We start from the raw sequence: 26,870 nt of genomic DNA on the forward strand, positions 1-26,870 counted from the left end.
CGGAAGGAAAGCAACGATGCCCCAGCCCGTGACCCGACGGAACATGCTCTGGACCGCCGGCCTGGCCGGCCTGGCGACTGCCGCCGGTGCCGTGTCCGCCCCCCTGTCCCCCGCCTACGCCGCTCCGCTCGGCACCGCCCCCGTGGACGACCCGCCGCAGCTCGCCGACCCCTCGCTCGCCACCCTGGACATCTCCGGCGCCACGACCCCGCAGGAGTTCGGCGCCCTGGCGGACGGTGTCAACGACGACACCGCCGCCATCCAGGCCGCCATCGACGCGCAGTTCGAGCGGCTCAGCAAGATCGTCTGGTTCCCGCCCGGGACCTACCGCATCACCTCGCCGCTGGTGGTCCAGGACACCGAGTTCACCGAGCCGGTGAACCTCAACCGCATAGTCCTGGCGGGCCAGGGCACCATGGGCGTGCGCACGTCGCTGATCTTCGTGGACTTCGACGGCATCGGCCTGGAGATGCGTGCCCCGCTGTGCGGCATCCGGGGGCTGTCGTTCGTCACGCGGACCCGCACACCCAACTCGGTGGCGATCCGCACCGCCCGGACCACCAACACCGACGACATGGACGCGACCATCACCGAGTGCACGTTCGTCTCGTTCAACCAGGCGGTGGTGCACATCGGGCGCGGGCTGATGTTCACCAACAACCTGGTGGCGATCTCCGGCACGGCCCTGACGGTCCAGTGGCCCACCGGTGGCACCGAGGGCGACCCCCTGCACCTGCTGCCCTACGGGATGCGCAAGTGGCTCATCGAGGGCAACCACTTCCACAGCATGAACCAGTGCATAGCGACCACCGGCGCCGACAACGCGAACTTCCGCGGCGCGGTGATCTCCAACAACCTGGTCGACATCGGCCGGCGGTTCTTCGTCGGCGGCATCATCAACTCGACGATCGTCGGCAACGTCGTCGAGCACGCGACCGGGCCGGCCATCGACATCACCGCGGGCGGCAGCAACCTCACGATCGCGGGCAACGTGATCGGCGGCGGCGGGGTGGAGCCGGGCGGGGCCCGGCCGCCGAACGCCATCCTGTTCCGCGGCGTCGACGCGCACAACGTCACCATCACCGGGAACACCTTCAACTGGATCAACCTGGACCCGGTGGCGTTCGAGCAGTCGGCCTCCGAGATCACGATCTCGGCCAACTCGTTCGACAACTGGAACCTCGAACGGAGCATCGTCCGGGCGGCGGTGCGGTTCGCCGCCAACGCGTCGGGCATCTCCGTGATGGGCAACGCGTTCGGCGCCAACACGGTGGCCGCGAACGCACCCGTGCGCGTGGCCGGCACCATGACGGGGTCGACGATCAGCGGGAACATCCTGGACCCGGGCGCCCCCGTGGTGATGGCGGGTGCCGTCGGCGAGGGCTGCTACATCCAGCGCCGCGGCCCCGGCGCCAACGAGCACGAGCTCACCTCCGTGCGCAACGGTGCGTCGGTGATCCGGGCCACCGCCCCCGACGGGTACGCCGCGGGCGACGCCTACGGCAGCTTCCTCGCGGCGTCCGCGCAGGTCGCGGGAGCCGGACCCGGCGTGAAGGGCGGGGTGCGGGTGGTGCCGACGGACAACACGGGTGCCGCCGTCGTCGAGCTGGTGGCGTCCACGCCCGAGGCCAACGGCGTAGCCGTGGTCCAGGTCGGGGCCGACGGCGTGGTCCCCACCACCGACAACGAGCGCGACCTCGGGTCGGCGGAGAACAGGATGCGGACCGTCTACGCCCACGGCATCCAGCTCGCCCCGAACCCGGTGGCCGACCTGCCCGAGCCCGTCGCCGGTGGCATCGTGATGGTGCCCGACGCGCTGGGACCGTTCCCGACGCTCGCCATCTCCGACGGCCGGCGCTGGTACCGGGTGATCGTCGCCGGGTACCTGAACCGGAACGGCGCCACGGTCGAGGTGCCGGGGGCCGAGGAGACGTCGTGAGCGGCGACACCTGGGCGGACCGGTAATGAGAGGACATCAGTGAGGTTAGCCAGCTTCTTGGCCCAGGGCACCGAGCGCTGGGGGGTCGTGGTGCGGGAGGGCGGCCGGGAGTGGCTGATCGAGCCAGCCCTGGCCGAGGCCGCGCTGGCCGCTCACGCGACCATCCCGTCCTCGGGTCCGGCCGCTGCCCCGGGCTTCCTGGCGGGGCAGTGGCCGGACACGCTGGTCGGCTTCCTCGCCCTGGACGACGCCGGGCTGGTCGCCCTGTCCCGGCTCGTCACCGCGATCGAGCGATTCGCGGCGCAGACCGACGCGACGATCCTGCCGCGGTCGGGCCACCTGGTAGGCGACTCTGCCGGTGAGCCTGCCGGCGACCCAGCCGGCGACCCGGCCGGCGATATCGAGCTGCTCGCCCCCGTCCCCCGGCCACGCCTGTGCTGGGGGCTGGTGACGAACTCGCCGTCGTTCGTACGCAACAAGCCGCACGTGCCGCTGGTGAACCTGTTCCCGCTGGGCCACCAGCGGCCGCAGGGGGCGGTGGTGGGCCAGGGCGCGCCCGTCGTCATGCGGCACGACAACCACCTCCCGGCCATGGCCTACAACGTCGAGCTGGCCGTGGTGATCGGCCGGGCTGGGCGGTACATCCCGGTCGAACGGGCGATGGAGCACGTCGCGGGCTACACGGTGGTGGACGACGTGTCCGGCACCCACTACTACTCCGCCGTCCCCGGCAACGTCGGCACCGGCTACTCGCTGCCACCCGGCTACAGCGACTGGCTGTACCAGGCCACCGCCTCCTGGGGCGGCAAGAAGGCCGACACCCTGTGCCCCATGGGCCCGTACCTCGTCACGAAGGACGAGGTCGGCGACCCGTACAACCTCCTGATGTGGACGCGGCAGTCGGGCCGCACGCGCGACCGCGCCCACAGCGGGGCCACGCTGCTCGGCATCGAGCGGGTCATCGCCTGGTACTCGTCGTTCGCGTCGCTGCACGTGGGCGACGTGATCCACTTCGGCACCATGGGCGTCGACGGCCTGCCCGTCACGCCCGGCGAGATCGCCGCCGGCACGCGCCTGGAGGTCGAGATCGAGTCGGTGGGCACCCTGGCCAACCCGGTGGTGGTGCCCGACGCCGGGTCGGGCCCGCCCGACCTCACCCAGCACTCCTCGTGGGCCGTGCGAGAGCTCGCGCTGCGCGAGCGCGAACAGCCCGGCACGACGGCGCCTCGGTCGCCCGGGGACTGGTCCGTCACGGACACCCGGCACTTCTGGACCGCCTTCGGCAACGGCGCTCCCGTCGACGCGCTCGACCCGGACGGTCTGCCGCGGCTGGCCGTGCCGCGCTTCCTGAACGGGCCTGCCTCGGCGCTGTCCGCGGGTGCGGCGGACGACGCGACGGGGGCCGGCATGGCGCCGGCGGACACCGTGCTGCCTGACCCCGCGGCGCCCGGCGTCGGACCGACCGTGCGTGTGCCGGCCCGCGCCACCGACCTGGTGATCGCGGTCGAGCTGGCGCTGGTGGTGCGGCGGCTGGCCGCCGACACTTCCACGAGCGACGACTCCGGCGACGACCTTGTGCTCGGGTACACGCCCCTGGTGTCGCTGTGCGACCAGTCGTTCCACGACGCCGTCGCCGAGCCTGCCCGCGCCGGCGAGCGCGGCATCGGCGCGGTGTACGGGCGGTGGGCGGACGGCTTCAACGTGGTGCTCCCCGCGCCGCGCCCGCTCACGCCCGTCGACTCTCTGCCCGACCCGGGCGGCTGGTCCGGACGCGAGATGCGGCTGCGGACGGGCGGAGTCGGCGGCACCGAGACGCGCGGCACGACTGCCGCGTACGCGGCCGGGCCGGCCGAGCTGCTCGCCACGATCTCGCGCATGATCACCCTGTTCCCCGGGGACGTGGTGACGCTCGGCGCGACGTCGGCCCGCCTGCGAGTCACCCGCGCGGAGTATGCGGCGGGGCTGGACATCACGGCGGGCATCGAGGGCCTGGGCGCGGTGCGGGTGCGGATCGCGCCGGACGATCTCCCCGGCACGCCGGCCGGCCTCAAGGAGCCGTCATGACACGCAGGCCAGACGTGCTGGTGATCCTCGCCGACGACCTCGGCTTCTCCGACCTCGCTTCGTTCGGCGGCGAGATCGACACCCCGGCGCTGGACCGGCTGGCGCGGCGCGGGGTGCGGATGAGCTCCTTCTACGTGACGCCCCGCTGCAGCCCGTCCCGTGCGGCGCTGCTCACCGGGCGGCACCCGCACGACGTCGGCATCGGTGTGCTCACCAGCGACGACCGGCCGCACGGGTACCGCGGCTCCCTGGACCCCGCCGTGCCGACGCTCGCCGAGCGGCTGCGCACAGTCGGGTACACCACGGCGCTCACGGGCAAGTGGCACCTGTCGTCGCAGGTGTCCGTGCCCGACGAGACGTGGCCCACCCACCGCGGGTTCGACGAGTTCTACGGCATCCTGCACGGCGCCGTCAGCTCCTACAGCCCGCCGCTGGTGGACGGTGAGGAGCGGCTGCCGCTGTCGGCCACCGCCGGCGACTACTACCTGACGGACGACCTGACGCGGTACGCGCGCGGGTTCGTCGAGCGCGCGCACCAGGCCGGCACACCGTGGTTCCTGTACCTCGCGTACACGGCGCCGCACTGGCCGCTGCACGCGCGGGAGGCGGACGTCGCGAAGTACCGCGAGCGCTACCTCGCCGGCTGGGACCGGCTCCGCGAGCGCCGGATCGCCGAGCAACGCCGTGTCGGCCTGGGCACCGGGACGGCTGAGCCGCTGCGCGACCCGCGGGTACCGGCGTGGGCGGAGGCGCCCGACCCGGGGTGGGAGGCCGAGCGCATGGCGGTCTACGCGGCGCAGGTCGAGGCCATGGACCGGGGTGTGGGCACGCTGCTCGACCAGCTCGAGGCGCAGGGCACGCTCGACGACACGCTGGTGGTGTTCTGCTCCGACAACGGGGCGTCCGCGGAGGAGCTGCCGACGCCGTCGGGCCGCATGCCAGCGGACATGTCCCCGCCGACGACGCGGGACGGGCGGGCCGTGCGGGTGGGCAACTCCCCCGACATCGTGCCGGGGCCCGAGGACTCGTACGCGAGCTATGGCCGGGCGTGGGCGCACCTGTCGAACACGCCGTTCCGGCTGTACAAGCGGTGGGTGCACGAGGGCGGCATCGCGTCCCCGCTGATCGCATCGTGGCCCGCGGGCGGGGTCCTTCCCGGGAGCCGCACGGGTGAGCCGGGCCACGTGGTGGACATCGCGCCGACCGTGCTGCGCGCCGTCGGCGGGAACACGGGCGGCATGTCGGGTGTGAGCATGCTCGACCAGTGGCGCGGTGAGCCGGCGATCGAGCGGCCGCTGTTCTGGGAGCACCTCGGGAACTCCGCGGTACGGCACGGCCCGTGGAAGCTGGTGCGCGAGGCCGGGCGGCCATGGGAGCTGTACAGGATCGAGGCGGACCGCGGCGAGGCGCACGACGTCGCTGCCCAGCACGCCGACGTCGTCACGCGGCTGGAGCACTGCTGGGAGGTGTGGGCCCGGGAGAACGGGGTGATCGAGTGGGACCGCCTCCTGGCGTACTACCGCTCACGAGGCCTGGAGCGGTCGGTCCTCCCGGACTGACCGCGGGGCGGTGTTCCGGACCCGTCGACCGCAGATCGGTCAGCGGCGGCGGATCAGGAGTTCCGTGACTACCGTCGCCAGGAGGATCAGCGCGCAGGCGGTCGCGAAGAGGGCCAGGGCGTGGAGGCCGGCGGTGTCGGGCTGCTGCCGGAAGGCCGACGCAGTGGCCGCCGTCGCGCTCAGGGCGCCGAGGTACATGAACGTGCGGAACAGGCCGGACGCCGCGCCGATCTGGTCCGGGGTCGCCTGTTCGTAGAGGGCGTTCTGGTTGGCCAGGCCGTTCAGGGCCTGCGGTATGCCGTGCAGCGCGGCGGCGACGCACAGCCAGACGACGGCCGTGCCGCCGTCGAGCAGCAGCAGTGCCGCGCAGGCGAGGACCTGGGCGATCGACCCGGCGAGCAGCTTGCCCAGGATCGCCGAGCGCCGCCCCGTCAGCACGGTGAACAGCATCGCTGTAGCGAACATCGGCAGCACCACCAACCCGGTGTGCGACGGCGAGAGCCCGCGCCCGTGCTCCAGCCACTGGGGCAGCCCGTAGACCACGCAGTACATGACCACCGCACTGAGCATCTGCCGCACATACGTGAGCAGCAGCGGGCGGTTCTGCCCCAGCACCCGGACATCCAGGAACGGGTCCTCCGTGCGCAGCTCGCGCCACGCGAACCCGGCGCCGGCCACGGCCGTGATCCCGACGAGCCAGGCGGCTTCGACCGCGGGGTCCATGAGGAACAGCATCAGCGAGACGAGCGCCACGGCGAACAGCACGATCCCTGGGACGTCCCAGCGGCGCCGGGGGCTCCTGGCGGCGGCCGCGTCGGGCGTGTCGTCCTTCGGCAGGATCAGCCCGCCCAGCACGAGGCACGCGATCGCGAACGGCACGTTGACGAAGAACACGGTGCGCCAGCCGCCGAGGTCCACGAGCAGCCCGCCGAGCGACGGCCCCACCACCGCTATCACCTGGTTGGCGAACGACAGCGTGGCCAGCACCCCCGCGGGCGAGGCCTGGCCGGTGCGACGCCCTTCGCGCTTGATGAGCGCCATCGCCGCCGGGTAGCCCGCGCAGGTGCCGAGCCCGATGAGCACCCGGGCGACGACCAGCCAGCCCAGCGTTGGGGCGAACGTACCGAGCAGGCCCGCCGCGCCGGTGAGCGCCGTGCCGATCAGGTACAGCCGGCGCGGCCCGTAGGTGTCGACCAGCCGCCCGACGACCGGCTGGCCCACGGCGCACGCGAGGTACAGCGCGCTGACCAGCCACGCGGTCTCCGACGGCGGCGCGCCGAACGCAATGCCGATCGGCACGAGCGCCACCGCCAGCAGTGACGTGTTGAGCGGGTTGAGCACCGAGCCGAGGACCATCGGCGCGATCAGGCGCCGGTCGAAGCCCTCTCCCCCGGCGGCATCGGGTTCGGTTGCTCTGGGCACCTGATCACCCTACGACTGTCGGGCGTACCGCGTGGCTGGGGTGCGAGACTGCGCGCATGCGTGATGACGGGTGGGCCCGGCAGCGGGCCGAGGCGGTGCGTGTGCAGGCCGAGCGCCTGGAGGCGCGCCAGGACGCCGAGCACACCCGCGCCGAGGCGATGCTCCGCGACTTCGTGGCCGCCGCCACGGCCGCCGGGCTCGTTCCCGGGGATCTCCAGGTCCAGGGTTACGGCGGACGCGGCACAGCCCGCACCGGGCTGACGGGCTGGTACCTGCGGGTCGACCGGACGGCCGGCGTCAGCACGGACGGCGCGTTCTACGTGCTCACCGCGCCGATCGGCCTGCTAGACCGGGTGCGCGGCATCCGGCTCGAACCGCGCCGTCCCCCGCTGATCCTCGGCGCGGGCGGCAAGGACGGCGAGTCCGTCCCCCTTGCCACCGCCCTGGACCGCCTGCTCCCGGGCTGGCGCACGGAGTGAGCGCGGCGGCCATCAGCCAGGCGAGCGGCCCAGAGCTTCCCAGCGCCGCCACGCGGCGATCCGTTCCTCGGTGATCGGCAGAACGGCGTCCGCCGCGAGGTCGCCCACCAGGATCCGCAGCGGCGGCTCGTCCGCGTCGACGACCGCGAGGACCACGCGGGCGACATCGGCCGGCGACGACGAACCGGGTGGGTGCCAGGCGGCCGCTCGGAGCGCGTCGTACGCCGGGAGCTGTGCGGCGTGCGCCGCCGACTCTCCGCGCCACGCGGTGTCCACCGGTCCGGCCTCGACGAGCGTGACGTGGATGCCGAACCCGGCGACCTCCTGGGCGAGCGCCTCGGTGAGCCCTTCGAGCGCCCACTTGGACGCGCTGTAGCCGCCGAGCCCGGGCCAGGCGGCGACGCCGCTGGAGCTGGACACCTGGACCACGTGCCCCGAGCCCTGCGCCCGCAGCACGGGCAGCGCCGCCTGGGTCACGTGCAGCACGCCGATGAGGTTCACCTCCAGCTGGGCGCGCAGCTGCTCCGGCGTGATCTCCTCGACGTAGCCGAACAGCCCGTACCCGGCGTTGTTCACCACGACGTCGATGCGGCCGAGCCGGTCCACGGCGGTCCGCACCGCGGCGACCGCCTGGGCCGGCTCGGTCACGTCCAGGCGCAGCGGCACGACGGCGTCGCCGTGCTCCGCGACGAGGTCGTCGAGGGAGGCCAGGTCGCGCGCCGTCGCCGCCACACGGTCGCCGTGCTCCAGGGCTGCCGTCACGATCGCGCGGCCGAGCCCTCGGCTCGCGCCGGTCACGAACCAGACGCGGCTCACCTCGCACTGCCAGGTGCTGAGCTACCGGAGGGCGAGCTGCCGGGCGCCGCACCGCCCGGTGCCGCACTGCCCGGTGCCGCACTGCCCGGTCGCGCCGAGTACGTCACCCGCCGCGTCAGCGTCTCGAACGGGCCGCGCCGCCCGGTGCGGCGCATCCACTCGGCCAAAACCACCGACGCTGCCCACACTCCCGCCGCGAGCAGCGCGGTGCTCGCCACCGTGAGCTGGTCGGCGAGGCCGAGCAGGAATGGCGTGAAGACCACGAACCAGACTGGCGACTGCAGCAGGTAGCACGTCATCGACCGCTGACCGGTGGCGGCGATCGCCGCGACCAGGCCGTGGTTCCGCAGGCGGGTGGCGACCAGGCAGATCAGGGCCGCGTACCCGAACCCGCCCAGCACCCCGGTCACGTCGTGCAGCGGGCCGAACCACTGCAGCACGCCGTCGGCCGGGCGCTCGTACACACCGGCGACCAGCAGCGCCGCGGGCTGCGCGCCGAGCACGGCGGCCGCGATACCCACGGCCGCGACGATCCGCAGCAGCACCCGGTGCTCGGCGGGCCGCTCGAGGACCTGGCGTCGTCCGGCCCACAGGCCGATCGCGAACGGGCACATGAACCCGATGGGGCCGCCGAACGCGACGATCGCGGCCACCACCGCCCGTTCGGAGAACATGGTGGCGAGGTCGGGCGGCAGCGCCGCGGCGTCCGGCCCGGTTGTGCTGATCGACATCGAGTCCACGCCCGGCAGCGCGTTGAGCAGGAAGAACACCGCCGCCACGGCCAGCAGCCAGCCGTCGGACCGGCGCACCAGCAGGATCCCGACGAACAGCAGCACCCCGTACATCGCGAGGATGTCGCCCGCGTAGAACAGGACGGCGTCGAGCAGGCCGACGACGACGAGGATCAGCGAGCGCCGGCGCAGGATCGTGTTCACGACGCGCGGGCCGAGGTAGGCGTTGCGCCGCACGATGTGCGCCACGCCGTAGCCGAACAGCAGCCCGAACATCGGGAACGCCCGGCCGTCCACGAAGGTGGAGATCAGCCACGCCACCGCCGAGTCGAGCCAAGACCCGTCGGCCGGGAACCCGCCGACGTACCGCTCGCCGACCAGAAAGTAGTGCGAGTTGGCCAGCGCGATGAACAGCAGCATCACACCGCGGGCGAGGTCGGGTCCGAGCGCGCGCTCGGACAGCCCGGTGGGCGTCGCCGTCGCGGGCAGGGGTTCAGCCGTCATGGGCGTCATCGTGCCAGGCGGGACGACGCCACGCCGCCAGATGACTCACCGGCCCTCGGGTCAGCTCAGGTTCCCGCGCGCATCGCCGTCGCTACCTGCTCGGCGGTCATCGCCGGCGCGGACAGCGGGTGGGCGCCCTCCGCGCGCAGACCGTCGAGCTGCAGGTCGAGGAAGCGTCGCCACGCATCGGGCGCGACGTCGACGGTCGCGGAGACGATGCGGGAGACGGACCAGACCAGGGACGCCAGGTCCTCCATCTGGAAGTCGGCACGGAGGGCGCCCGATGCCTGCGCGCGCTCGACGAGCTGGCTGGCGGAGGCGAATCCCTCGTCGCAGGCAGCGGCGAGCGCCGTCGCGTCCGGGTAGCGCAGGGTCATCGCGTCGTTCATGCCGCGGTCGGTCGCCTGCAGCTCGAAGACCTGGACCAGAAAGGTCCTGAAGCCGCGCCACGGGTCGTCGTCGGCGAGCGCGGTCTGCGCCGTGCCCGCGAGCGCCGCGATGCGCGCGGGGTACACGGCGTCGAGCAGGGACCCGCGGTTCGGGAAGTGGTTGTAGAGGGTCCCGATGCTCACTTCGGCGCGCCGCGCGATCTCCTCCAGCGAACCCGTCACTCCGTGCTCGGCGAACACCGTCTCGGCGGCAGCCACGAGCTTCTCCCGGTTGGCGACGGCGTCGCGGCGGCGCGGTCGGCTGCTGACGCTCGGCATGGGCCCACTGTACTAGTTGAGGCCGTCCTCAGTTTTTAGTTGAGGATGGCCTCATCTTTGGGCTAGGGTTCAAGCGAACTTGAGGCATCCCTCAGTTTCCCGAGAATTCGACGAGGAGAACACACCGTGACCACAGATCACGCTGGAGAGACGAACAACGAACGTCCGGGCGCCGCGGTGGTGCTGGGGGTCGGCCCTGGCCTCGGCCTGGCGATGGCGAGCAGGTTCGGCAAGGCCGGCCACCCGGTCGCCGTCGTCTCTCGCTCCGCGGACCGGCACCCCGCGTACCTCGAACGCCTCCGCAACGAGGGCACGACGGCGATCGCCGAGGTCGCCGACGTCCTGGACCCCGAGGCGCAGACGAAGGTGCTGGCCCGGATCACCGAACAGCTCGGCCCGGTCGAGGTGCTCTACTTCGGCCCCGCCGCCATGGACCCCGGCAGCTTCCCGGTACCGATCGACCAGGTCACGGGCGAGTCCGCGTTGCGCGCCCTGACCGCCATCGTGCCGCCGGCGGTCAACGCAGTCTCGGCAACACTCCCTGGGATGCGCGAGCGGGGGCGCGGGGTGGTCCTGCTGCCCACCGGCCTCAGCGCCGTCCGCCCGATGCCGCCGCTCGGCAACCTGGCGCTGGCCGCCGCCGCGCTGCACACCTACGCGGTGACCCTGAAGGCCGCGCTCGTCGACAGCGGTGTCTATGTCGGTTCGCTGGTGATCGGTGGCGGCGTGCGCGGCGGCGACATCTACACCGCGATGTCGGCCCACGCGGTCGACGGCCTCTCTGAGTCCGGCCTGGACGCCGAGAAGCTCGCCACGATGTCCCTCGACCCGGACGAGATCGCTGAAGCCGCCTGGCAGCTCGCGACCAAGCGCGACCGCGCGGACCTGGTCTTCTCGGCGATCGACTGACGCCGCTCAGCCAGCAGCCGAACCGGACCGTCAGGGGACGAGAACCACCTTGCCGCCGGAGTGGCCGTCGTCGACCAGGCCCTGCGCGCGGGCCGCCTCCGCCAGGGGCAGCACGGTCGCGACGGGGACAGACACCCCGCCCTCGCCCACGAGGTCGATCAGCCCACCGAGCTGCGCGGCCGACGGCTCCGACCGCTCGGTGAACTTGACGCCCAGGCCGTGGGCGGCCGGGTCGGTGATGGTCAGGACACGTTCGGTGCCACCGCGCAGCTCGATGCTGTCCGGGAGCACCCCGTGGCCGGTGGTGTCGAGCACGGCGTCGACGACGGGCGCCAGCGCGCGGACCCGTTCGACGAGGCCCTCGCCATAGGTCGTGGGGGTCGCCCCGTACTTGGCGACCCGGTCCTGGTTGGCCGCCGACGCCGTGCCGATGACGATCACGCCGGACGCGGCCGCGAGCTGGGTCACCAGCCCGCCGATCCCGCCGCTGGCGCCGTGCACCAGCAGGACCTCCCCCACCTGCGGGTCGAGGATGCGCAGCGCGCGCAGCGCCGTCTCGCCCACCACGGGCAGCGCGGCAGCCTGGGTCGCGTCCATCCCGTCCGGGACCGGCGCCCAGCGGTCGAGGACGGCGAGCTCCGCGGCGCCCCGGCGAGTCCAGCCGGTGACCCGGTCGCCGACGGCGACCTCGATGCTGTCCCCGTCGGCGTCGACCCCGTGGGCGCCGGCCCCCACCTGGTCCACGACCCCGGCGACCTCAAGCCCGGGAACTGCCGGGAGCGGCGTCGAGAAGACAGCCTCCATGGCGCCGGACCGGACCTTGCCGTCGAACGCGTTCAGGCCCACGGCCTCGACCCGCACCCGGACCTGCCCCGGCCCGGCCTGCGGCTCCGGCACCTCGCCGATGTGCAGAACCTCAGGACCGCCGAACTCGTCGAAGACAACTGCTCGCATGATGCTTCCTCCCCCGATTCGGGACGGCGTCCGGCGCCCCGCACAAGTAACCCTCCGCGTAACCATCCAGGACCACAGAACATGCCGGGCACGCTCAGCGCCCCTCCGGCGCCCGCGCCTCGGCCCAGTCCTGAGACACCGGCGCCATCAGCTCCGGGTCCGAGCGCGGCTCGGGCGCCGTCAGGCCGCCTCCCCCGTCCGGCCCCGGGACCACGAGCGTGGCGATCCAGGTGGTGATCGGGATGGCGAGCACGAGCCCGATCGAGCCGACGAGGGTGCGCACCACCTCCTCGGCGATCTCGCCCGAGGTCAGGGACGTCGCCGGCGACTGGTCCACGAGCCAGACCATCATCAGGAGCGGCAGGGATGCGCCGACGTACACGAAAGCGATCGTGTAGACGGTCGAGGCGATGTGGTCGCGCCCGATCCGCATGGCGCGCGTGAACAGCTCGGTGCGCGACGCCGCCGGTGCGGCGCCCCGCAGCTCCCACACGGCCGAGGCCTGGGTGATCGTCACGTCGTTCAGCACACCCATGCCCGCCAGGACCATGCCGCACAGCGCGATCCCGCGCAGGTCGGCGCCGGGTGCGCTGGACGGCAGGAACGCCGACGCCTCGGAGCTGGTCCCGGTCATGTACGCGGCGCCCGAGGCCCACGCGGCGAGGCCGGCGGTCAGCGCGAGGCCGACCAGGGTGCCGAGCAGCGCCGTCGACGTGCGCGCGGACAGCCCGTGCGCCAGGTACAGCGTGACGAACATGACCAGGGACGACGTCACGAGCGCCACGCCGATCGCGGACTCGCCCGCGAGCAGGGCCGGGATCGTGAACCCCAGGAGCACCACGAAGGCGAGCCCCAGCCCGGCCATGGCGGCCAGCCCGCGCCATCGTGCGACGAGCAGCACGACGACGGCGAACACGGCCGCCAGCAGCGCGATCGGCAGGTCGCGCTGGAAGTCCATGAACACGAGCGGGTCGACGCCGGGCTGCGCGACCTGGGAGATGTCGACGGCGGTGATGTGGTCGCCGGTGGCGAGCGGCACCGACGGTCCGGGCGACTGCATCTGCGACTGGCTGCCGTCCGCGAGCTCGACCGGGATGCTGCCGGTGGCCGGGTCCGCGGGGCCCGCCACCGTCACGTCGACGAACGACGTGCCCTCCGCCCGCGCCTGCACCCGGCCGGGCACGTCGCCGCCGTCCGGCCACAGCAGCCACAGCCCGGCCAGCGTCAGCAGGAGCGCCGAGACCAGGGTCATGACCAGCAGAAACGTCGTGCGGGGCGCGGCAGGGCCGGCCGAGCCGTGCGAGTGGGAGGGCGGCATGCGCACATCCTGACCCACCGGCCGGAGGCGGGCGCGGGGAGGGCGCGGTACGGGCCCGCTACAGGTTGAACCCGCCCGCGACCTCGATGTCCTGCGCGGTGACCCAGCGGGCGCCGTCGGACAGCAGGAAGGCGATGACCGAGCCCGCATCGTCGGGCTCACCGATCCGCCCGAGGGCCGTGCGCTGGACGAGCTGCGCCGTCATCTCGGGGAACTCCTCGAATGCCCCACCGGCGAACGGGGTGCGCGTCGGCCCCGGGGACACGGAGTTCACGCGGATGCGGCGGCCGCTGAGCTCCTTGGCGAGGTACCTGGTCAGCACGATGACCGCGCCCTTCATCGACCCGTACGCCGAGTACCCCTCCGACAGCCCGGCCGTGCCCGCCGAGTTGCTGGCGGTGTTCACGATCGCCCCGCCGTCGTCGAGCAGCGGGAGCAGTGCCTGCGTGACCAGGTACGGGCCCTTGAAGATGACGCTGTAGAAGTGGTCGAGCTGCTCCTCGGTGGTGTCGGCGAACAGGGTGCCGCCGCCCATCCCGGCGTTGTTGACCAGCCCGGTGAACTTCTGCGCGCCCCAGGTATCGGCCAGGGCCTGTTCGACGGCGGTGCGGAACGCGGGGAACGTTGCACTGTCGCCGACGTCGAGCGGGAGGGCGACGGCGGTGCCGCCGGCCTCCTGGATGCGGGAGACGGTCTCGGCCGCGCCGTCCTTGTTGGAGTTGTAGGTGACGATGACGCCGGACCCGCCCTCCGCGGCGCGGATCGCGGCGGCCTGCCCGATGCCGGAGCTGGCTCCGACGACGATGGTGATCGACATGGTGTACCTCGTGTCCTGATCGTGTGCTGCTTGTCGAATAGTGCTGTTGGCCGACGGCCTGAGGCAGGCGCCGCGGCGCTCTGCCCCCTCGACAAGTCAAGGCGATGCAAGGGCCCGATGGTGATAGCGTTCCTCGCACGTTCTTGCCTGATCCTGCTCGGACGGCGATTCCCGGAACCTGGAAGAGGAAGGTGGTCTCATGGACCTCGACCAGCTGCGCACCCTCATCGACCGATGTGCTCCCCCGGGTACGAGCGAGCCGCTGCCAGGCATCTCCCTGTGCCGGGAGGTCGTGTCCGGGCCGCCGGAGACCTCGACCACCGGCACCGTCTTCGCGCTCATCGCCCAGGGAGCCAAGCAGCTCCGGCTCGGCAACCAGACCGTCGACTACGGGCCGGGCGAGTACCTGGTTACCTCGATCGACCTGCCGGTCATCGGGCAGTTCACCGAGGCGAGCGAGGTGGCCCCGGCAATGGGCTTCGGGATGACGCTGACCGCCTCGGCCATCGCTGAGCTGCTGCTGTCAGCGGACACGCCGGGGGCAGGCTCAGGGCCGGGGGCCCGGCGCGGGTCGGCGTCCGGGTCCGACTCCGGGTCGGGCTCCGGGGCCGGGTCGGGCTCCGGGCCGGCGAGCGCGGCCCCGCCGTGCCGGCGCTCGCGACCAGCCGGGCGCCCGCGGAGCTGCTGGACGCCGTCGGGCGGCTGATCCTCTTGCTGGACCGGCCGCGCGACCTGCCCGTGCTCGGGCCGATGGTGCAGCGGGAGATCCTGTGGCTGCTGATCACCGGGCCGCAGGGCGACACGGTCCGGCAGCTCGGCCTGGCCGACAGCAAGCTCACGCGCATCAACCAGGTGGTGCAGTGGATCCGGGCCAACACCGCCGAACCGCTCCGGGTCGAGGATCTCGCCCAGCGCGCCGGCCTGAGCGCCTCCGCGTTCCACCGCACGTTCCGCGCGGTGACCGGGTCGAGCCCCCTCCAGTTCCAGAAGCAGCTCCGGCTGGTCACCGCGCGCCAGATCCTCGCGTCGCAGGACTCGAGCGTCACGCAGACGGCGTTCGCCGTCGGCTACGAGAGTGCGGCCCAGTTCAACCGGGAGTACCGCCGCTTCTTCGGCGCCCCACCGGGCCGAGACCGGAACCGCATCCCTCAGGCCGCCCCTCTGGGCGTCAGCCCGTGAGATCCGGTGTCAGCGGGCGTATCCCCCGCCGGGCACGTCGAAGACCTCCTCCAAGGTCGTGACCCCGGTGTCGCGCATGTAGGCGGCCAGTTCGCGGCCCACCCAGCGCAGGTGCCAGGCCTCGGCGGCGTACCCCGTGACGGCGCTGTTCTGCGGTGTGTACCGGACGACGAAGCCGAACGCGGCGGCATGCTCGGCGACCCAGCGCCCCTCGACTGTCTCGCCGAAGCACTTCTCGAAGTCGCACCCCGCTTGCGTGGAGCTGCCGACGTCCACCCCGAGGCCAGTCTGGTGCTCGCTGTGCCCCGGGCGGGCCGACACCTTGTCCGCCTCCGCGGCGCCGAGCTGCGCCACCCAGCCCTCGTAGACCTGGGCCTGCTTGGCGTACGCGCGGTAGGCGCTACGCAGCGTGAGGTGCACGCCGTCGGCGTCGGCGGCCGCCAGCAGGGCGGTGAGGTCGGGGGCGGCGGCCGGCTGCACAAGGTAGCCCCGGACCGTGGTCAGGTCGGGCTCGAAGGCCGGGTCGAGCGGCCTGCCCTTGTTGACGACCACCCACGGGCTCGTGGGGTCGGTGATCGAGTGCGCCGCCAGGTCGATCGCCGGCTCGTCGCTCGGCGGGGCCGGGGCCGGGGCCGGGGCTGGGTCTGCGGGGCCCAACTCTGCAGAGCCCGGCGGCGCGAGCGACTCCGGCGTCGCCCCTGCCGCGCGTGGCTCCTGGAACACGGTCCCGATGGCGCCGGGCGCACACCCCGCGAGGAGCAGCAGCAGAGCGAGCGCAAGCAGGGCGAGCAGCAGCGGCGCGCGCGGAAGCAACGTGAGCGGAAGCGGCGCGCGAGCGCCCGTCGTCGTACGCGGCAGGGGTGGGCGGTCCGAAGAGGTGGTCACACCGGTTCGTGTACGTCGGCCAAGCCCTCATGCCAGCGCACGGGCTGTGACGTGGACAACACCTACGAACCTGTAATGGGCGGGTCTCCGCCGGACACACTGAGTCGGAAGCATGTCTCCTCACCCCCGGAGCCCGCCCTGGCCACGAACACGGATTCGCACCCCCTCGTGCCGGGCACGCTCACGCCCGAACGCACGGAGGAGCTCTTCGCTGCGCACGCGACCGCCGTCTACCGCTACGCACGTTCCCGGCTCCCGGCAGCCGAGACGGACGACGTGGTCGCCGAGGTCTTCGCGATCGTGTGGCGCAAGGGCGAGCTGCCCGACAACCCACGCGCCTGGCTCCTGGGGGTGGCGCGCCGGGTGATGGCGAACCAGGCGCGCGCCCGGCACCGGCGGATCGCGCTGGTCGAGCGGGTGCGTGCACATCCCGAGCCGGCAGGCCAGGACGAGGTCCGCCTGACCGGCGAGCTCGACGAGCTCCGGCGCGCGATGGCGCTGCTGCGCCCCGCCGACCGCGAGGTCATCGCCCTGCTCGGCGCGGCCGAGCTGTCCACGGCGGAAGTCGCCCAGGTCATGGGCTGCACGACGGCGGTCGCCGCCACCCGGGTGCACCGGGCCCGACGGCGGCTGCGCGCGGCCTACGAAAAGCTGACCGAGAGAGGAGCCTGACGTGGCCGATCGTGACCAGTTCGATGCTGGGCGGTTCGATGTCGACCGGGCCGACTCTGACCAGACCGAGAACGAGCTGACGCGCGTGCGCCGCGCCCTGCGCGAGGTCGAGCCCGAGATCGATCTGGCGCGGCTGTACGCCGAGTCGCGGGCTCGCGCAGGAGATGCGGCGCCCGGACTCGCCCCCGCGGACCGGGTCGGCACCGAACGTGTCGAGATCCTGCTGCGCGATCCCGGGTCTGCCGCCTGGCGGCCCCGGTCCGGAGCTCGCCGCGGGCAGGCGTTCGCGTGGGGGGCGGCGGCCGCCGCGGCCGCGATCCTCGCGGTGAGCCTCGCCGGCCCACCTGTGCTGCGTGCCCTCCCGGGTTCGGCCCCGAGCGCGTCGACCTCCGACCCGTCGCGGCTCCTCGACCTGACGGCCGATGACGTGGTCACCCGCGCGGTGCAGGCGATGGGCAGTGACAGCTGCCGGCTCAAGTCGCGCTCAACCCTCGGAACCGAGTCGACGTCCGGTTTCGACGCCCTCCCCCCGACGGGTGCGGAGCCGCCCAAGGCCGTGCTGCTGGACGACCAGCCCCTGCAGGCGCTGCATGCGGTATCGATCAGTGCGCTGTTCGGCCTGCCCCAGCTCGAAGGCACGGACTATCTCCTCCACGAGGACCTTGGCATGGAGTCGGTGGACGGGCAGACGGTTGTGCGGATCAGGATCACCCCCTCGGACACCCTGGTGCTGGACGGTGCCGTGACCCGCTTCGAGCTGCTGGTCGACGTGGCGACCTGGCTGCCGCTGGCCGGGGAGATCCGGGCCGAGTCGGACCAGGGCAGCCAGTACGTCATGCACAACGAGTTCACTTGGGCGGGTTGCACCGAGCCGAGCCCGGGGCCGACCGAGCACGACGACACACCCGGGTCGTGATAGCGCGTAGCCCGTGGTGCGGCTGCTCGCTTGGCACACTTTTTGTTGGCGACGGTCCGAGGCAGATGAGTGTCCGAGGGATGGACGCTTTCGCGACCACATGCCGGGCATGCTTACGATCCAGGTCAATCATCCAGAGCGGTCGAGAGTCCTGGCTCAACGACACCGCAGCAACCTGCCTCCGGAGCGCCAATTCCGGGCAAGGTGCTAACGCCAGGTCCGATGGAGCTGATACGCATGGCAGTCGAGTTCACGCCCCCGCACCTTGCCCACGCAACGATTCTGGGCTACCCGCGCATCGGCCGACGACGCGAGCTCAAGCGCGCCGTCGAGGCACTCTGGGCCGGACGCACCACCACCGAGGAACTAGAGGCGACCGCCCGTGACCTGCGGCTGACCACAGCACGCCATCTCGTCGGGCTCGGCCTTGATGCGGGCTCGGCCGCCGTCCCCGGCTCGTTCTCCTTCTACGACCAGGTGCTCGACGCCGTCGCCCTGCTCGGCGCCGTGCCCGAACGGTTCCGGGACCTCGCGATATCGGCCGACGGCGCCCCCGGCCGCCTCTCCCTGGAGGGCTACTTCACCCTGGCCCGCGGCGAGGGCGACAAGCCGCCGCTCGAGATGACCAAGTGGTTCGACACGAACTACCACTACCTGGTCCCCGAGATCGGGCCGGACACCCCTATCGGGTTCGTCGACGACCGCGCGGTGCGTGAGTTCACTGAGCTCGCCCAGCCCGCGGACGGCGGCCAGGCCGTCGTGACGCGGCCCGTCCTGGTGGGGCCGGTGACGTTCCTGCTGCTCAGCAAGGCGGCCGGGCCCTCTGCCGCGGCTTTGCGGGGCTCGCAAGCTCACTCCTCAGCCGCGGGCGACGCACCCGCAGGGTTCCGTCCCCTGGACCGGCTCGACGACGTCGTCGCCGCGTACGCCGAGGTGCTCCGCGCCCTGGCCGCCGCGGGCGCCCCGTGGGTGCAGCTCGACGAGCCCGCGCTGGTCACCGACCTCCTCGACGTCCCCTTCGACGAGGTGGCGGACGCCGTCCGCCGGGCGTACTCCCGGCTCGCGACCGACCTCTCCCCCGCGCCCGGCGCGGACGGCGTCCCGGCGGAGCGGCCCGCGATCCTGGTCACCGCGCCGTACGGCGGCCTGCGCAGCGACGCCGGCGACGGGCTGGCCCTGCTGGCCGGCACCGACGTCGAGGCGATTGCTGTCGACCTGGTCCGCGGCGCCGTCCCCACCGGCGTCGCCGGCGACGGGATCGCCGGAACGGTCCCCGGGTTGGAGACCAAGACCTTGGTCGCGGGCGTCGTCGACGGGCACAACATCTGGCGCGCGGACCTCGACGCCCGGCTGACCACCCTGGAGGGCCTGACCGCGCTCGGCGCGGGGGCGGTCGCCGTCGGCACCTCGACGTCGCTGCTGCACGTGCCGCACGACGTCGCCGACGAGCCCCGCCTGGACGCCGGCCTGAAGTCCTGGCTCGCCTTCGCCGACCAGAAGGTCGCCGAGGTCGTCACGCTGGCCACCGGTCTGGCCGAGGGCCGGGCGGCGGTCGCCGACCAGCTCGCCGAGTCGACGGCGGTGGTGCGGTCGCGCGCCGAGGCGCCCGGCGTCGTCGTGCCGACGGTCCGGGAGCGGACCGCGGGCCTGACCCCCGCCGACGTCGAGCGCGCGCCGTACGCGGAGCGCGCCGCCGCGCAGCAGGCGCGGCTCGACCTCCCGCCGCTGCCGACCACCACCATCGGCTCGTTCCCGCAGACGTCCGAGATCCGGCAGACGCGGGCCGCCTGGGTGCGGGGCGAGCTGTCCGACGCCGAGTACACGGCAGCGATGCGTGCCGAGATCGCGAGCACCGTGGCGCTCCAGGAGGAGCTGGGCCTGGACGTGCTGGTGCACGGTGAGCCCGAGCGCAACGACATGGTGCAGTACTTCGCGGAGCAGCTCGACGGGTTCGCGACCACGGTGCACGGCTGGGTGCAGTCGTACGGTTCGCGCTGCGTGCGGCCGCCGGTCCTGTGGGGCGACGTGTCCCGGCCCGCGCCGCTGACGGTGGACTGGACCGCATACGCGGCGTCCCTGACGAGCAAGCCCGTCAAGGGCATGCTCACGGGACCGGTCACGATCCTGGCCTGGTCGTTCGTGCGCGATGACCTGCCGCTGGGCGACACGGCCGACCAGGTCGCGCTGGCCCTGCGGGACGAGGTGACGGACCTGGAGGCGGCGGGCATCGGCGTCGTGCAGGTGGACGAGCCTGCGCTGCGCGAGCTGCTGCCGCTGCGCCGGGCCGCGCACGCGGGCTACCTGGACTGGTCGGTGCGCTCGTTCCGGCTGGCGACGTCCGGGGCACAGACCTCCACCCAGGTGCACACGCACCTGTGCTACTCGGAGTTCGGGCAGGTCATCGGCGCGATCGACGGCCTGGACGCCGACGTGACGTCCGTGGAGGCCGCGCGGTCCCGCATGGAGATCGTGCCCGAGCTGGCCGACGCCGGGTACGGGCGCGGCATCGGGCCGGGGGTCTACGACATCCACAGCCCGCGGGTGCCGTCGGTCGAAGAGGTGACCGACCTGGTCTCTCTGGCTGCCAAGTCGATCGACCCGCGGCTGGTCTGGATCAACCCCGACTGCGGCCTCAAGACCCGCGGTTACGCGGAGACGACGGACTCCCTCCGCAACCTGGTAGCGGCAGCCCGCGGAGTCCGCGCCACCCTCTGACCGGTCCTGCGTCCCGGCCCGGCACCACTTCGAGTCCTAAGTTTCTCCGCTTTGGGACCCTCCAAAGGGGAGAAACTTAGGACTCGAAGTGGTGCCGCGCTGGCGCGATCAGGTCAGCCGACCCGCCATTTCTGGGCCACCGTGCCGTTGCAGGTCCAGATCTGTAGTTGGGTGCCGTCGGCCGTGCTGCCGTTCGGGGAGTCCACGCACTTGTTCGCGAGGATCGAGACCAGGTCGCCGGCGCCGCTGAGCGTGAACTGCTGGGCGGCGTTGCCGCTGCAGCCCGCGAGCTGCACCGCCGTGCCGTCAGCCGTGTTCGCCCACGCCACGTCCATGCACAGGCCCCCGGCCCGCAGCGTGCCGTCGGCGTGGAACGTCCAGCGCTGCGCGGAGGTGCCGTTGCACGTCCAGAGCTGCAGCCGCTTGCCGTCCGTGAACTCCGAGTTCGGCACGTCGATGCACTTGCCGCCCGGCCCGACGAGCGCGCCGCCCCCGCCGCCGCCCGTCGTCGTGAGCTGCAGCCCGTAGTTGCTCAGGATCGGGTTGACCGGCTGGTAGATGAACCGGCCGTTCGTGGAGCAGTCACCGATCCGGCCCGAGGTCACGCCCTGCGCCTGGTTGCCCGAGATCACCGAGCCACCTGAGTCGCCGCCCTCGGCGCACGCCGAGCCGGTCGCCATTCCGGGGATGTCGCCGTTGCCGTAGTTGATGGTGACGTTCTTCTCCTGGATGACGCCGCAGCGCCACCCGGTCGTCCGGCCGGAGCGGCACACCGACGCACCGATGCCCTGCTCCGCGGAGCCGGCGACCGAAGCCGTGCCGCCCGCGTAGTTGTTCACGGTCGGGGTGGGCGTCCAGTTGCTGTTGGTGCCGACCCAGGCCCAGTCGTGGCCCGGGAAGGTCGAGCCGCGGTAGGTGCCGAGCGCGGCGCCGTCGGGCGCGTTGACTGGGTTGCCGGTCGAGCCGCAGTGTCCAGCGGTGACAAACCCGCCCGACACCGCGAACCCGATCGAGCAGAGGGTCACGAACCCGTCGCCGGTCGGCCGGTGGAACTCGTCGCCGCCGCGGATGTCGCGCGCGAGCTGTGGCGCGACGGTGGACTTCTCGACCCGCACGACGCCGGCCGGGGTGCCCGCCTCGGCGATCATCGCCTTGGCCGCCTCGACGTCGGCGGCCTCGACCACCACCTCGTTGGTGACCGGGTCCGCGTACCAGGAGTGCACAGAGGTAGGGGCGCCCACCTCGTCGAGGGCTTCCTTCCACGCAGTCAGGTCGTCCAGGCTGTGCTCGACGACGGCGGCGTCCGCGCCCGCACGCTCAGCCACTGTGGCCGCCGCGGCGCTGGTCACGGCGACGCGCGGGGCGTCGGCGCCGTCGGGCAGCCAGGTGCCCGCGTAGGTGTCGCCGAGCTTGGCGGCGAGGTGCCGTTCGACGATGGCGGACTCGGCGTCGAGCGCGAGGCGGCCGGGGATCTCGGCTCGCGTGAGCCCGAGGTCGCGCTCCATCGCGCGGACCTGGGCGTCAGGCAGGGCTTCGGTGAGGCTGGTGCTGCTCGGGCTGTTGCTGCTCTGCGGGGGCGGCGCTGCCCCCGCTGCAGTGGCGCCCGTGAACGCCGTGCCGATCACCAGTGCGACGGTTGACACCGCTATCAAAGATCGGGACATCGCGTGCTCCTTCAGGCCTGGGGAACCTCAGACGCTGGGAGCGTATTGACCTCGCGCCGGTAGCAGAACGGTTCTACCGGCGTCGTGTGGAAAGTACCTATATAACCCTTATGCGGAAAGAGTTAAGTAAACCAAGAAGGCGGTCTGGTCTGGTCCGCGAACAGGAACCAGACCAGACCGCCTTCCCCGCCGTCAGCTCAGCGGGTCAGCGCGTCAGCCGCACGCGGCCGCCTCGTACGGTGCGGTCACCGTCTCCGTCGCCTTCTGGCCGTCGACCGTCGCCGTGACGACGGCCGTCACCGCACCGGTGCCGAGCTGCGCCGAGCCCGCCTCGAAGACGAGCTCCCCGGAGCCGCGCTGCGTCTTGGACCCGAAGTCGGACGTGACCTGGACCGACGCCCCCTCGGCGCCATCGACGAGCACCCGCAGGGCACTGTCGCCGTCGGCACAGAACGGAGCGGCCCAGACCGTGATACCCGTCGCCGCGTCCTCGGCCTCGCCCGCCGCTGCCTCGTTCGCGGCCCTGGTCTGCGCGTCCGGCGTCGCCTCGGCGAGCGGCAGCGCGTCGTCGCCCTCGCCCTGCTCCGCGAGGAGCTCGAGCTCGGCCAGCGACAGGTCGCCCTCACCTGCGGACGCGGTAACGACCAGCCGCAGCTGCCCGTAGGCCTCCGGGTCCTCGACCTGGAACGTCCGCGTCTGCAGCGCCCAGCGGAACTCCTCGCCGGCGCGCTCGTCGAGCACGGTCCAGGTCTCGCCGTCGTCCGAACCCTCCAGTCGCCAGGCGGACGGCGCAGCCGTGCCCGTGACACCCGAGGTCAGCGTGTACGTGCCGACCGTCGCGGCCGTGCCGGACCCGTCCCAGGTGACGGTCGGGGTCCCGGTGGCGAACGTGGTGCGCGAGTCCGACGTGTTGTCCACGAGCCCAGCGCTCGGGGTGTCGCCGTCGCCGTCCGCCACCGTCACGGTGCCCGTCCCGGTGGCGTCCCGCGCCGGGGTGGGCGGCTCGTCGCCCTCGGTGAGCGAGGGCGGCGCGTCGTTCTCGCCGGTGCCCCACGACGACGGCTCCGGACCCATCACGAAGTCCAGCCGGGCGCCGCCCGACAGGTCCGCCTGGGACAGCGACGTCGACGTACGCGTCCGGCCGTCCACGCGCAGGGACTGCACGTAGACGTTGTCCACGGAGTTGTTCTTCGCGTTGATGACGAGGTCGCCGTCGGGCAGGTCGACCGTCACCTTGTCGAACAGCGGCGAGCCGATCGCGTACTGGTCGGAGCCGACCTGCAGCGGGTAGAAGCCGAGCGCGGCGAAGATCCACCATGACGACATCTCGCCGTTGTCCTCGTCGCCCGGGTAACCCTGGCCGATCTCGCTGCCGACGAAGAGGCGCCGGGTGACCTCGCGCACGATCTCCTGGGTCTTGGACGGCGCCCCCGCGGCGTCGTAAAGCCACGGGATGTGGTGCGAGACCTGGTTGCTCATGCCCCACTGGCCCAGCCGGATGTCCCGCGCCTCGCGCATCTCGTGGATGACGCCGCCGTAGCCGCCGGTGTGCGTGGCGTCCTCGGGCGTGGCGAAGAACGTGTCGAGCTTGGCCTCCAGACCCTCCTGGCCGCCGTACAGGTTGCCGAGGCCGCGCGGGTCCTGCGGCGCGTGGAAGGCGAAGTTCCAGCCGCTGGTCTCGGTGTAGCCGCCGCCCCAGGTGAGCGGGTTGTAGTCCTCCGGCGCGTTCAGGAACTCGCCGTCGGCGTGCCGGGGCTGGAAGAAGTCGACCGCCGGGTCGAAGAGCTCGCCGTAGTGCGTGGCGCGCTCCAGGAAGTACTCCGACTCTTCCCGCAGCGTCTCGCGGCGGTCGCGGGGTGTGCGCCGGTCCTCGGCCAGGGCAGCGGCCATGTTGCCGATGCCGAAGTCGTTGATCAGGCCCTCCAGCCCCCAGGAGACCGACTCGTGCGTCTCCTCGGGCGTGAAGCCGAGGAACGGCGAGGCCTGAAGACCCTTGCGGCCCACCGCCTCGTTCGGCGGGGCCACAGTGCCGTTCTTCAGCGCCGCGTCGTAGGCGTCCAGCGCCACGTCGGTGGGCAGCGAGCCCTTGAGGTAGGCGTCGGCGAACGCGACGTCGGACGACGTGCCCGTCATCAGGTCCGCGTAGCCCGGCGAGGACCAGCGCGCGACCCAGCCGCCGTCGCGGTACTGCTGCACAAAACCATCGACCAGCTCGGCCGCGATGTCCGGGTACAGCAGGGAGTATGCGGGCCAGGCCGTGCGGTACGTGTCCCAGAACCCGTTGTTCACGTAGATCTTGCCGTCGACGATCTCGGCGTTGGTCTCTGTGTCCGTCGCCGCGCCGGTCGGCGCGGTGACGGGGCTGGCGTACTGGTACACCGGGCGCCGGGCGGTGCCGGTGTTCTCGAACTGCGAGTTCGGGTACAGGTTCAGCCGGTACAGGTTCGAGTAGAGCGTGACCAGCTCGGCCTCGCTGCCGCCCTCGGTCTCGATCACGCCGAGGCGGTCGTTCCACTCACGCTCGGCGGCGCGTTGCACCTTCGAGAAGGAGCGGCCCGTGACCTCCAGGTCGAGGTTGGCCCGCGCCTGCACCAGAGAGATGAACGACGTCGCCACCCGCAGCTCGACCGTGCGGTCGCCGCTGGTGTCGAACGTGGCGTAGCGGGCGCCGGCGCGGTTGCCCGCGGCCTCGCCCACGGACGACGGGGCCCGGTCGAACGTGCCCGACACGTACATCCGGGTCCGGCCCACGGACAGGCCGCTGCCGTTCTCGACCCAGCCGCTCAGGGTGCCGGTCGCGGCGTCGAACGACAGCGCCGAGGACCCGGCGACCCGGTCGACCAGCACGTGCCCGACGTCGCCGGGGGTCTCGCGCGGGAAGCTGAAGCGCAGCACCGCCGCGTGGTCCGTCGGCGTCACCTCCGTCTTGATCCCGTCGGCGAAGGTCACCCCGTAGTAGTCGGGGCGCGCCGTCTCGTCCGCGTGGTCGAACGCGAGGCCGCGTGCCGTCAGGCCGGCGTCGGGCACATCCGCGCCGGTGGCGGGCTGGAAGGCGAGCTGGTTGCGGTCGCCCATCCACGGGCTCGGCTCGTGCGAGATGCCGATGCCCTGCAGCACCGGGCGGTTCTGGTCGTCGTTCGCGGCCTGGTACTCGTACAGCCACGACTGCGAGGAGGCGTTGGTCAGCGGCGTCCAGAAGTTGAACCCGTTCGGCACGGCCGTCGCCGGGACGTTGTTGCCGCGCGAGAACGACCCGCTGGACAGCGTGCCGCGGCGGGTGTCGACGTAGTTGGTGAGGCTGGAGTCGTCGATCTCCTCCGAGTCTGCCTCCACCGCGACGTCGTCGAGCCAGCCCGCGAACCGGGTGCCGGCCGCTCCGCCGTCGTTGTTGTAGCCGAGCAGCACCTGGTCGATCGTCTTGCCCCGCGCGGCCCGCGGGAGGTCTACGCGCACCGAGTTCCACTGGTCGGCGTACAGGATCTTGCCCGCGCCCTGCCCGGCCGGCGTCGCGGCGGTGCCGTGGGCGTCGCGCGCGCCGAGGTCGGACAGGTACGTGCCGTCGGTGAACCTGAGGTCCACGGCGGCGAACGTCGAGGGGTACTGCAGGTCGTTGATCAGCTCGGGGAAGATCTTCCAGCTCAGCCGGGTGCCGGTCCGCACGCGCACGTTGACGTCGTCGTACAGGACGTTCGTCGCGTGCGCGGCGCCGTCGGCCAGGTGGCCGCCGTCGTACCGGAGGGACTGGGTGCCGGTGAACCCGACGCCCGTCTTGTTGGTGAAGCTCACGGTGGTGGGTCCGGAGCCGACGGCGGTGGTCATGGGCTGCGCGGTGGGCTGCTCGTCCAGGTCGGCGGACAGGTCCCAGTCGGCGAGCTGCACGATGCCCGCGCCGCCGTTCTGGGTCACGTCGAGCCGGTACCAGGTATAGGGCGCCGTGGTCTCGGCCAGCTCGAAGATCTGCTGCTCGAACCGCTCGGCGAACTCCGCGCCGCTGCGCTCGTCGACCGTCTCCCAGGTCTCGCCGTCGGTCGAGCCCTGCAACGTCCAGGCCTGCGGGTCCCGGTCGGCGAAGTCGTTGGCGGAGGTCAGGGCGTAGGCCGAGATCACCGTCGGCTCGGTCATCTCGTAGGTGACCCAGCCGGTGCGCGCGAACGTCAGCCACTTGGTGGCGGACGAGGCGTCGGCGATGTTCGCCGCGCCCTCGTTCGGCAGGTTCTCGCCGCTCGCGGTGACCTCGCCGACCTGGCCCAGCACGCTGCCGGGCAGCCCCACGACGAACTCGCCGACGTTCTCCTGCCAGGGCGCGCCGTTGCGCTCGGCCGGGGTGGACTCCAGCGGGGCCGGGTCGCCCTCCTCGAAGGAGGTGGCGAAGTTGCCCTGGGCTGCGCTTCCGGACGCGGTCTCTGCGGTCGCGGCTTCGGCGGACGCGGTCTCGTCCGGCGCCGCGACCGCGACGCCGGACGGTACCGCGAGCAGCAGGGCTAGCGCGCCCGAGAGCGCGGCGGCCTGCCGGGATCTGGCTCGGCCGTTGACTGTGGACATGTGTGGTCTCCTCGTCGACTGACAGCGCTGTCAAGTGCAGAACGTAAGTGCGGGCCAGGCTCGGTGTCAACGGAGCCT

20 protein-coding genes and 1 riboswitch are annotated in these 26,870 nt (G+C 72.6%); of the genes, 10 read left to right on the forward strand and 10 right to left on the reverse strand.

All coding sequences use genetic code 11. The features are described 5' to 3' along the window. Positions 1 to 16: 16 nt before the first annotated feature. Genes AB1046_RS04820 through AB1046_RS04830 form a run of 3 tightly spaced genes read left to right on the forward strand, consistent with a single transcriptional unit; the run spans position 17 to position 5,562 of the window. Positions 17 to 1,939: a glycosyl hydrolase family 28-related protein gene (locus AB1046_RS04820; RefSeq protein ID WP_369372881.1), complete on the forward strand. Its 1,923-nt coding sequence runs from the start codon at positions 17 to 19 to the stop codon at positions 1,937 to 1,939. A 39-nt stretch (positions 1,940 to 1,978) separates the two neighbouring features. Then, positions 1,979 to 4,003, forward strand: coding sequence for a fumarylacetoacetate hydrolase family protein (locus AB1046_RS04825; RefSeq protein WP_369372883.1), 2,025 nt, complete (start codon positions 1,979 to 1,981; stop codon positions 4,001 to 4,003). Further along, complete coding sequence (locus AB1046_RS04830; protein WP_369372885.1) at positions 4,000 to 5,562, forward strand: arylsulfatase; 1,563 nt, start codon at positions 4,000 to 4,002, stop codon at positions 5,560 to 5,562. The genes AB1046_RS04825 and AB1046_RS04830 overlap by 4 nt, the downstream gene beginning before the upstream one ends. 39 nt (positions 5,563 to 5,601) lie before the next feature. Here the strand turns inward: AB1046_RS04830 and AB1046_RS04835 are convergent, their stop codons facing one another. Then, entirely contained in the window at positions 5,602 to 6,984 is a 1,383-nt protein-coding gene (locus AB1046_RS04835; protein ID WP_369372887.1) for an MFS transporter, read from the reverse strand. Positions 6,985 to 7,040: 56 nt separating this feature from the next. Here AB1046_RS04835 and AB1046_RS04840 point away from each other — a divergent pair, with 56 nt between their 5' ends. Then, entirely contained in the window at positions 7,041 to 7,463 is a 423-nt protein-coding gene (locus AB1046_RS04840) for a hypothetical protein (RefSeq protein ID WP_369372889.1), read from the forward strand. Between the two features lie 12 nt (positions 7,464 to 7,475). On the opposite strand, the gene AB1046_RS04845 is transcribed toward AB1046_RS04840, so the two are convergent. From AB1046_RS04845 to AB1046_RS04855, 3 genes are all read right to left on the reverse strand, one after another. After that, positions 7,476 to 8,279, reverse strand: coding sequence for an SDR family NAD(P)-dependent oxidoreductase (locus tag AB1046_RS04845; RefSeq protein ID WP_369372891.1), 804 nt, complete (start codon positions 8,277 to 8,279; stop codon positions 7,476 to 7,478). Next, positions 8,276 to 9,514 carry a DUF418 domain-containing protein gene (locus tag AB1046_RS04850; RefSeq protein ID WP_369372893.1) on the reverse strand — a complete coding sequence of 413 codons (1,239 nt, stop codon included), beginning with the start codon at positions 9,512 to 9,514 and terminating at the stop codon, positions 8,276 to 8,278. The genes AB1046_RS04845 and AB1046_RS04850 overlap by 4 nt, the downstream gene beginning before the upstream one ends. A gap of 65 nt (positions 9,515 to 9,579) precedes the next feature. Then, positions 9,580 to 10,221, reverse strand: a complete 642-nt coding sequence (locus AB1046_RS04855) for a TetR/AcrR family transcriptional regulator (protein ID WP_369372895.1) — start codon at positions 10,219 to 10,221, stop codon at positions 9,580 to 9,582. A gap of 126 nt (positions 10,222 to 10,347) precedes the next feature. Here AB1046_RS04855 and AB1046_RS04860 point away from each other — a divergent pair, with 126 nt between their 5' ends. Further along, the gene (locus AB1046_RS04860; RefSeq protein ID WP_369372897.1) at positions 10,348 to 11,130 is read left to right on the forward strand and encodes an SDR family NAD(P)-dependent oxidoreductase; all 783 of its coding nucleotides are present in this window, start codon (positions 10,348 to 10,350) and stop codon (positions 11,128 to 11,130) included. A gap of 30 nt (positions 11,131 to 11,160) precedes the next feature. On the opposite strand, the gene AB1046_RS04865 is transcribed toward AB1046_RS04860, so the two are convergent. The 3 genes from AB1046_RS04865 to AB1046_RS04875 form a co-directional block, all read right to left on the reverse strand. After that, entirely contained in the window at positions 11,161 to 12,084 is a 924-nt protein-coding gene (locus AB1046_RS04865) for an NADP-dependent oxidoreductase (RefSeq protein WP_369372899.1), read from the reverse strand. 94 nt (positions 12,085 to 12,178) lie between these two features. Further along, positions 12,179 to 13,402: a YibE/F family protein gene (locus AB1046_RS04870; RefSeq protein ID WP_369372901.1), complete on the reverse strand. Its 1,224-nt coding sequence runs from the start codon at positions 13,400 to 13,402 to the stop codon at positions 12,179 to 12,181. Between the two features lie 58 nt (positions 13,403 to 13,460). Continuing rightward, positions 13,461 to 14,219 carry an SDR family NAD(P)-dependent oxidoreductase gene (locus AB1046_RS04875; RefSeq protein ID WP_369372903.1) on the reverse strand — a complete coding sequence of 253 codons (759 nt, stop codon included), beginning with the start codon at positions 14,217 to 14,219 and terminating at the stop codon, positions 13,461 to 13,463. A gap of 199 nt (positions 14,220 to 14,418) precedes the next feature. Here AB1046_RS04875 and AB1046_RS04880 point away from each other — a divergent pair, with 199 nt between their 5' ends. After that, positions 14,419 to 14,925: an AraC family transcriptional regulator gene (locus AB1046_RS04880; protein ID WP_369372905.1), complete on the forward strand. Its 507-nt coding sequence runs from the start codon at positions 14,419 to 14,421 to the stop codon at positions 14,923 to 14,925. Further along, positions 14,865 to 15,398, forward strand: a complete 534-nt coding sequence (locus AB1046_RS04885) for a helix-turn-helix domain-containing protein (protein WP_369372907.1) — start codon at positions 14,865 to 14,867, stop codon at positions 15,396 to 15,398. Before AB1046_RS04880 ends, AB1046_RS04885 begins: the two co-directional genes overlap by 61 nt. Positions 15,399 to 15,407: 9 nt before the next feature. Here AB1046_RS04885 and AB1046_RS04890 read toward each other — a convergent pair whose 3' ends face one another. Beyond that, positions 15,408 to 16,283: a M15 family metallopeptidase gene (locus tag AB1046_RS04890; RefSeq protein ID WP_369372909.1), complete on the reverse strand. Its 876-nt coding sequence runs from the start codon at positions 16,281 to 16,283 to the stop codon at positions 15,408 to 15,410. Between the two features lie 168 nt (positions 16,284 to 16,451). Between AB1046_RS04890 and AB1046_RS04895 the strand changes: the two genes are divergently transcribed. From AB1046_RS04895 to metE, 3 genes are all read left to right on the forward strand, one after another. Continuing rightward, a complete protein-coding gene (locus AB1046_RS04895) occupies positions 16,452 to 16,955 on the forward strand; it encodes an RNA polymerase sigma factor (RefSeq protein ID WP_369372911.1) in 504 nt (167 codons plus the stop codon). 1 nt (position 16,956) lies between these two features. After that, complete coding sequence (locus AB1046_RS04900; protein ID WP_369372913.1) at positions 16,957 to 17,871, forward strand: hypothetical protein; 915 nt, start codon at positions 16,957 to 16,959, stop codon at positions 17,869 to 17,871. Between the two features lie 126 nt (positions 17,872 to 17,997). Continuing rightward, a riboswitch (SAM riboswitch) is annotated at positions 17,998 to 18,100 on the forward strand. A gap of 8 nt (positions 18,101 to 18,108) precedes the next feature. After that, positions 18,109 to 20,586 (forward strand): 5-methyltetrahydropteroyltriglutamate--homocysteine S-methyltransferase, encoded by a 2,478-nt coding sequence (gene metE, locus AB1046_RS04905; RefSeq protein ID WP_369372915.1) that lies wholly within the window; start codon positions 18,109 to 18,111, stop codon positions 20,584 to 20,586. A 113-nt stretch (positions 20,587 to 20,699) separates the two neighbouring features. Here the strand turns inward: metE and AB1046_RS04910 are convergent, their stop codons facing one another. Both AB1046_RS04910 and AB1046_RS04915 read right to left on the reverse strand, forming a co-directional pair. Then, a complete protein-coding gene (locus tag AB1046_RS04910) occupies positions 20,700 to 22,250 on the reverse strand; it encodes a ricin-type beta-trefoil lectin domain protein (protein ID WP_369372917.1) in 1,551 nt (516 codons plus the stop codon). A 213-nt stretch (positions 22,251 to 22,463) separates the two neighbouring features. After that, a complete protein-coding gene (locus AB1046_RS04915) occupies positions 22,464 to 26,792 on the reverse strand; it encodes a GH92 family glycosyl hydrolase (RefSeq protein WP_369372919.1) in 4,329 nt (1,442 codons plus the stop codon). Positions 26,793 to 26,870: the final 78 nt, after the last annotated feature.

This window comes from Promicromonospora sp. Populi (assembly GCF_041081105.1).
Taxonomy (GTDB): domain Bacteria; phylum Actinomycetota; class Actinomycetes; order Actinomycetales; family Cellulomonadaceae; genus Promicromonospora.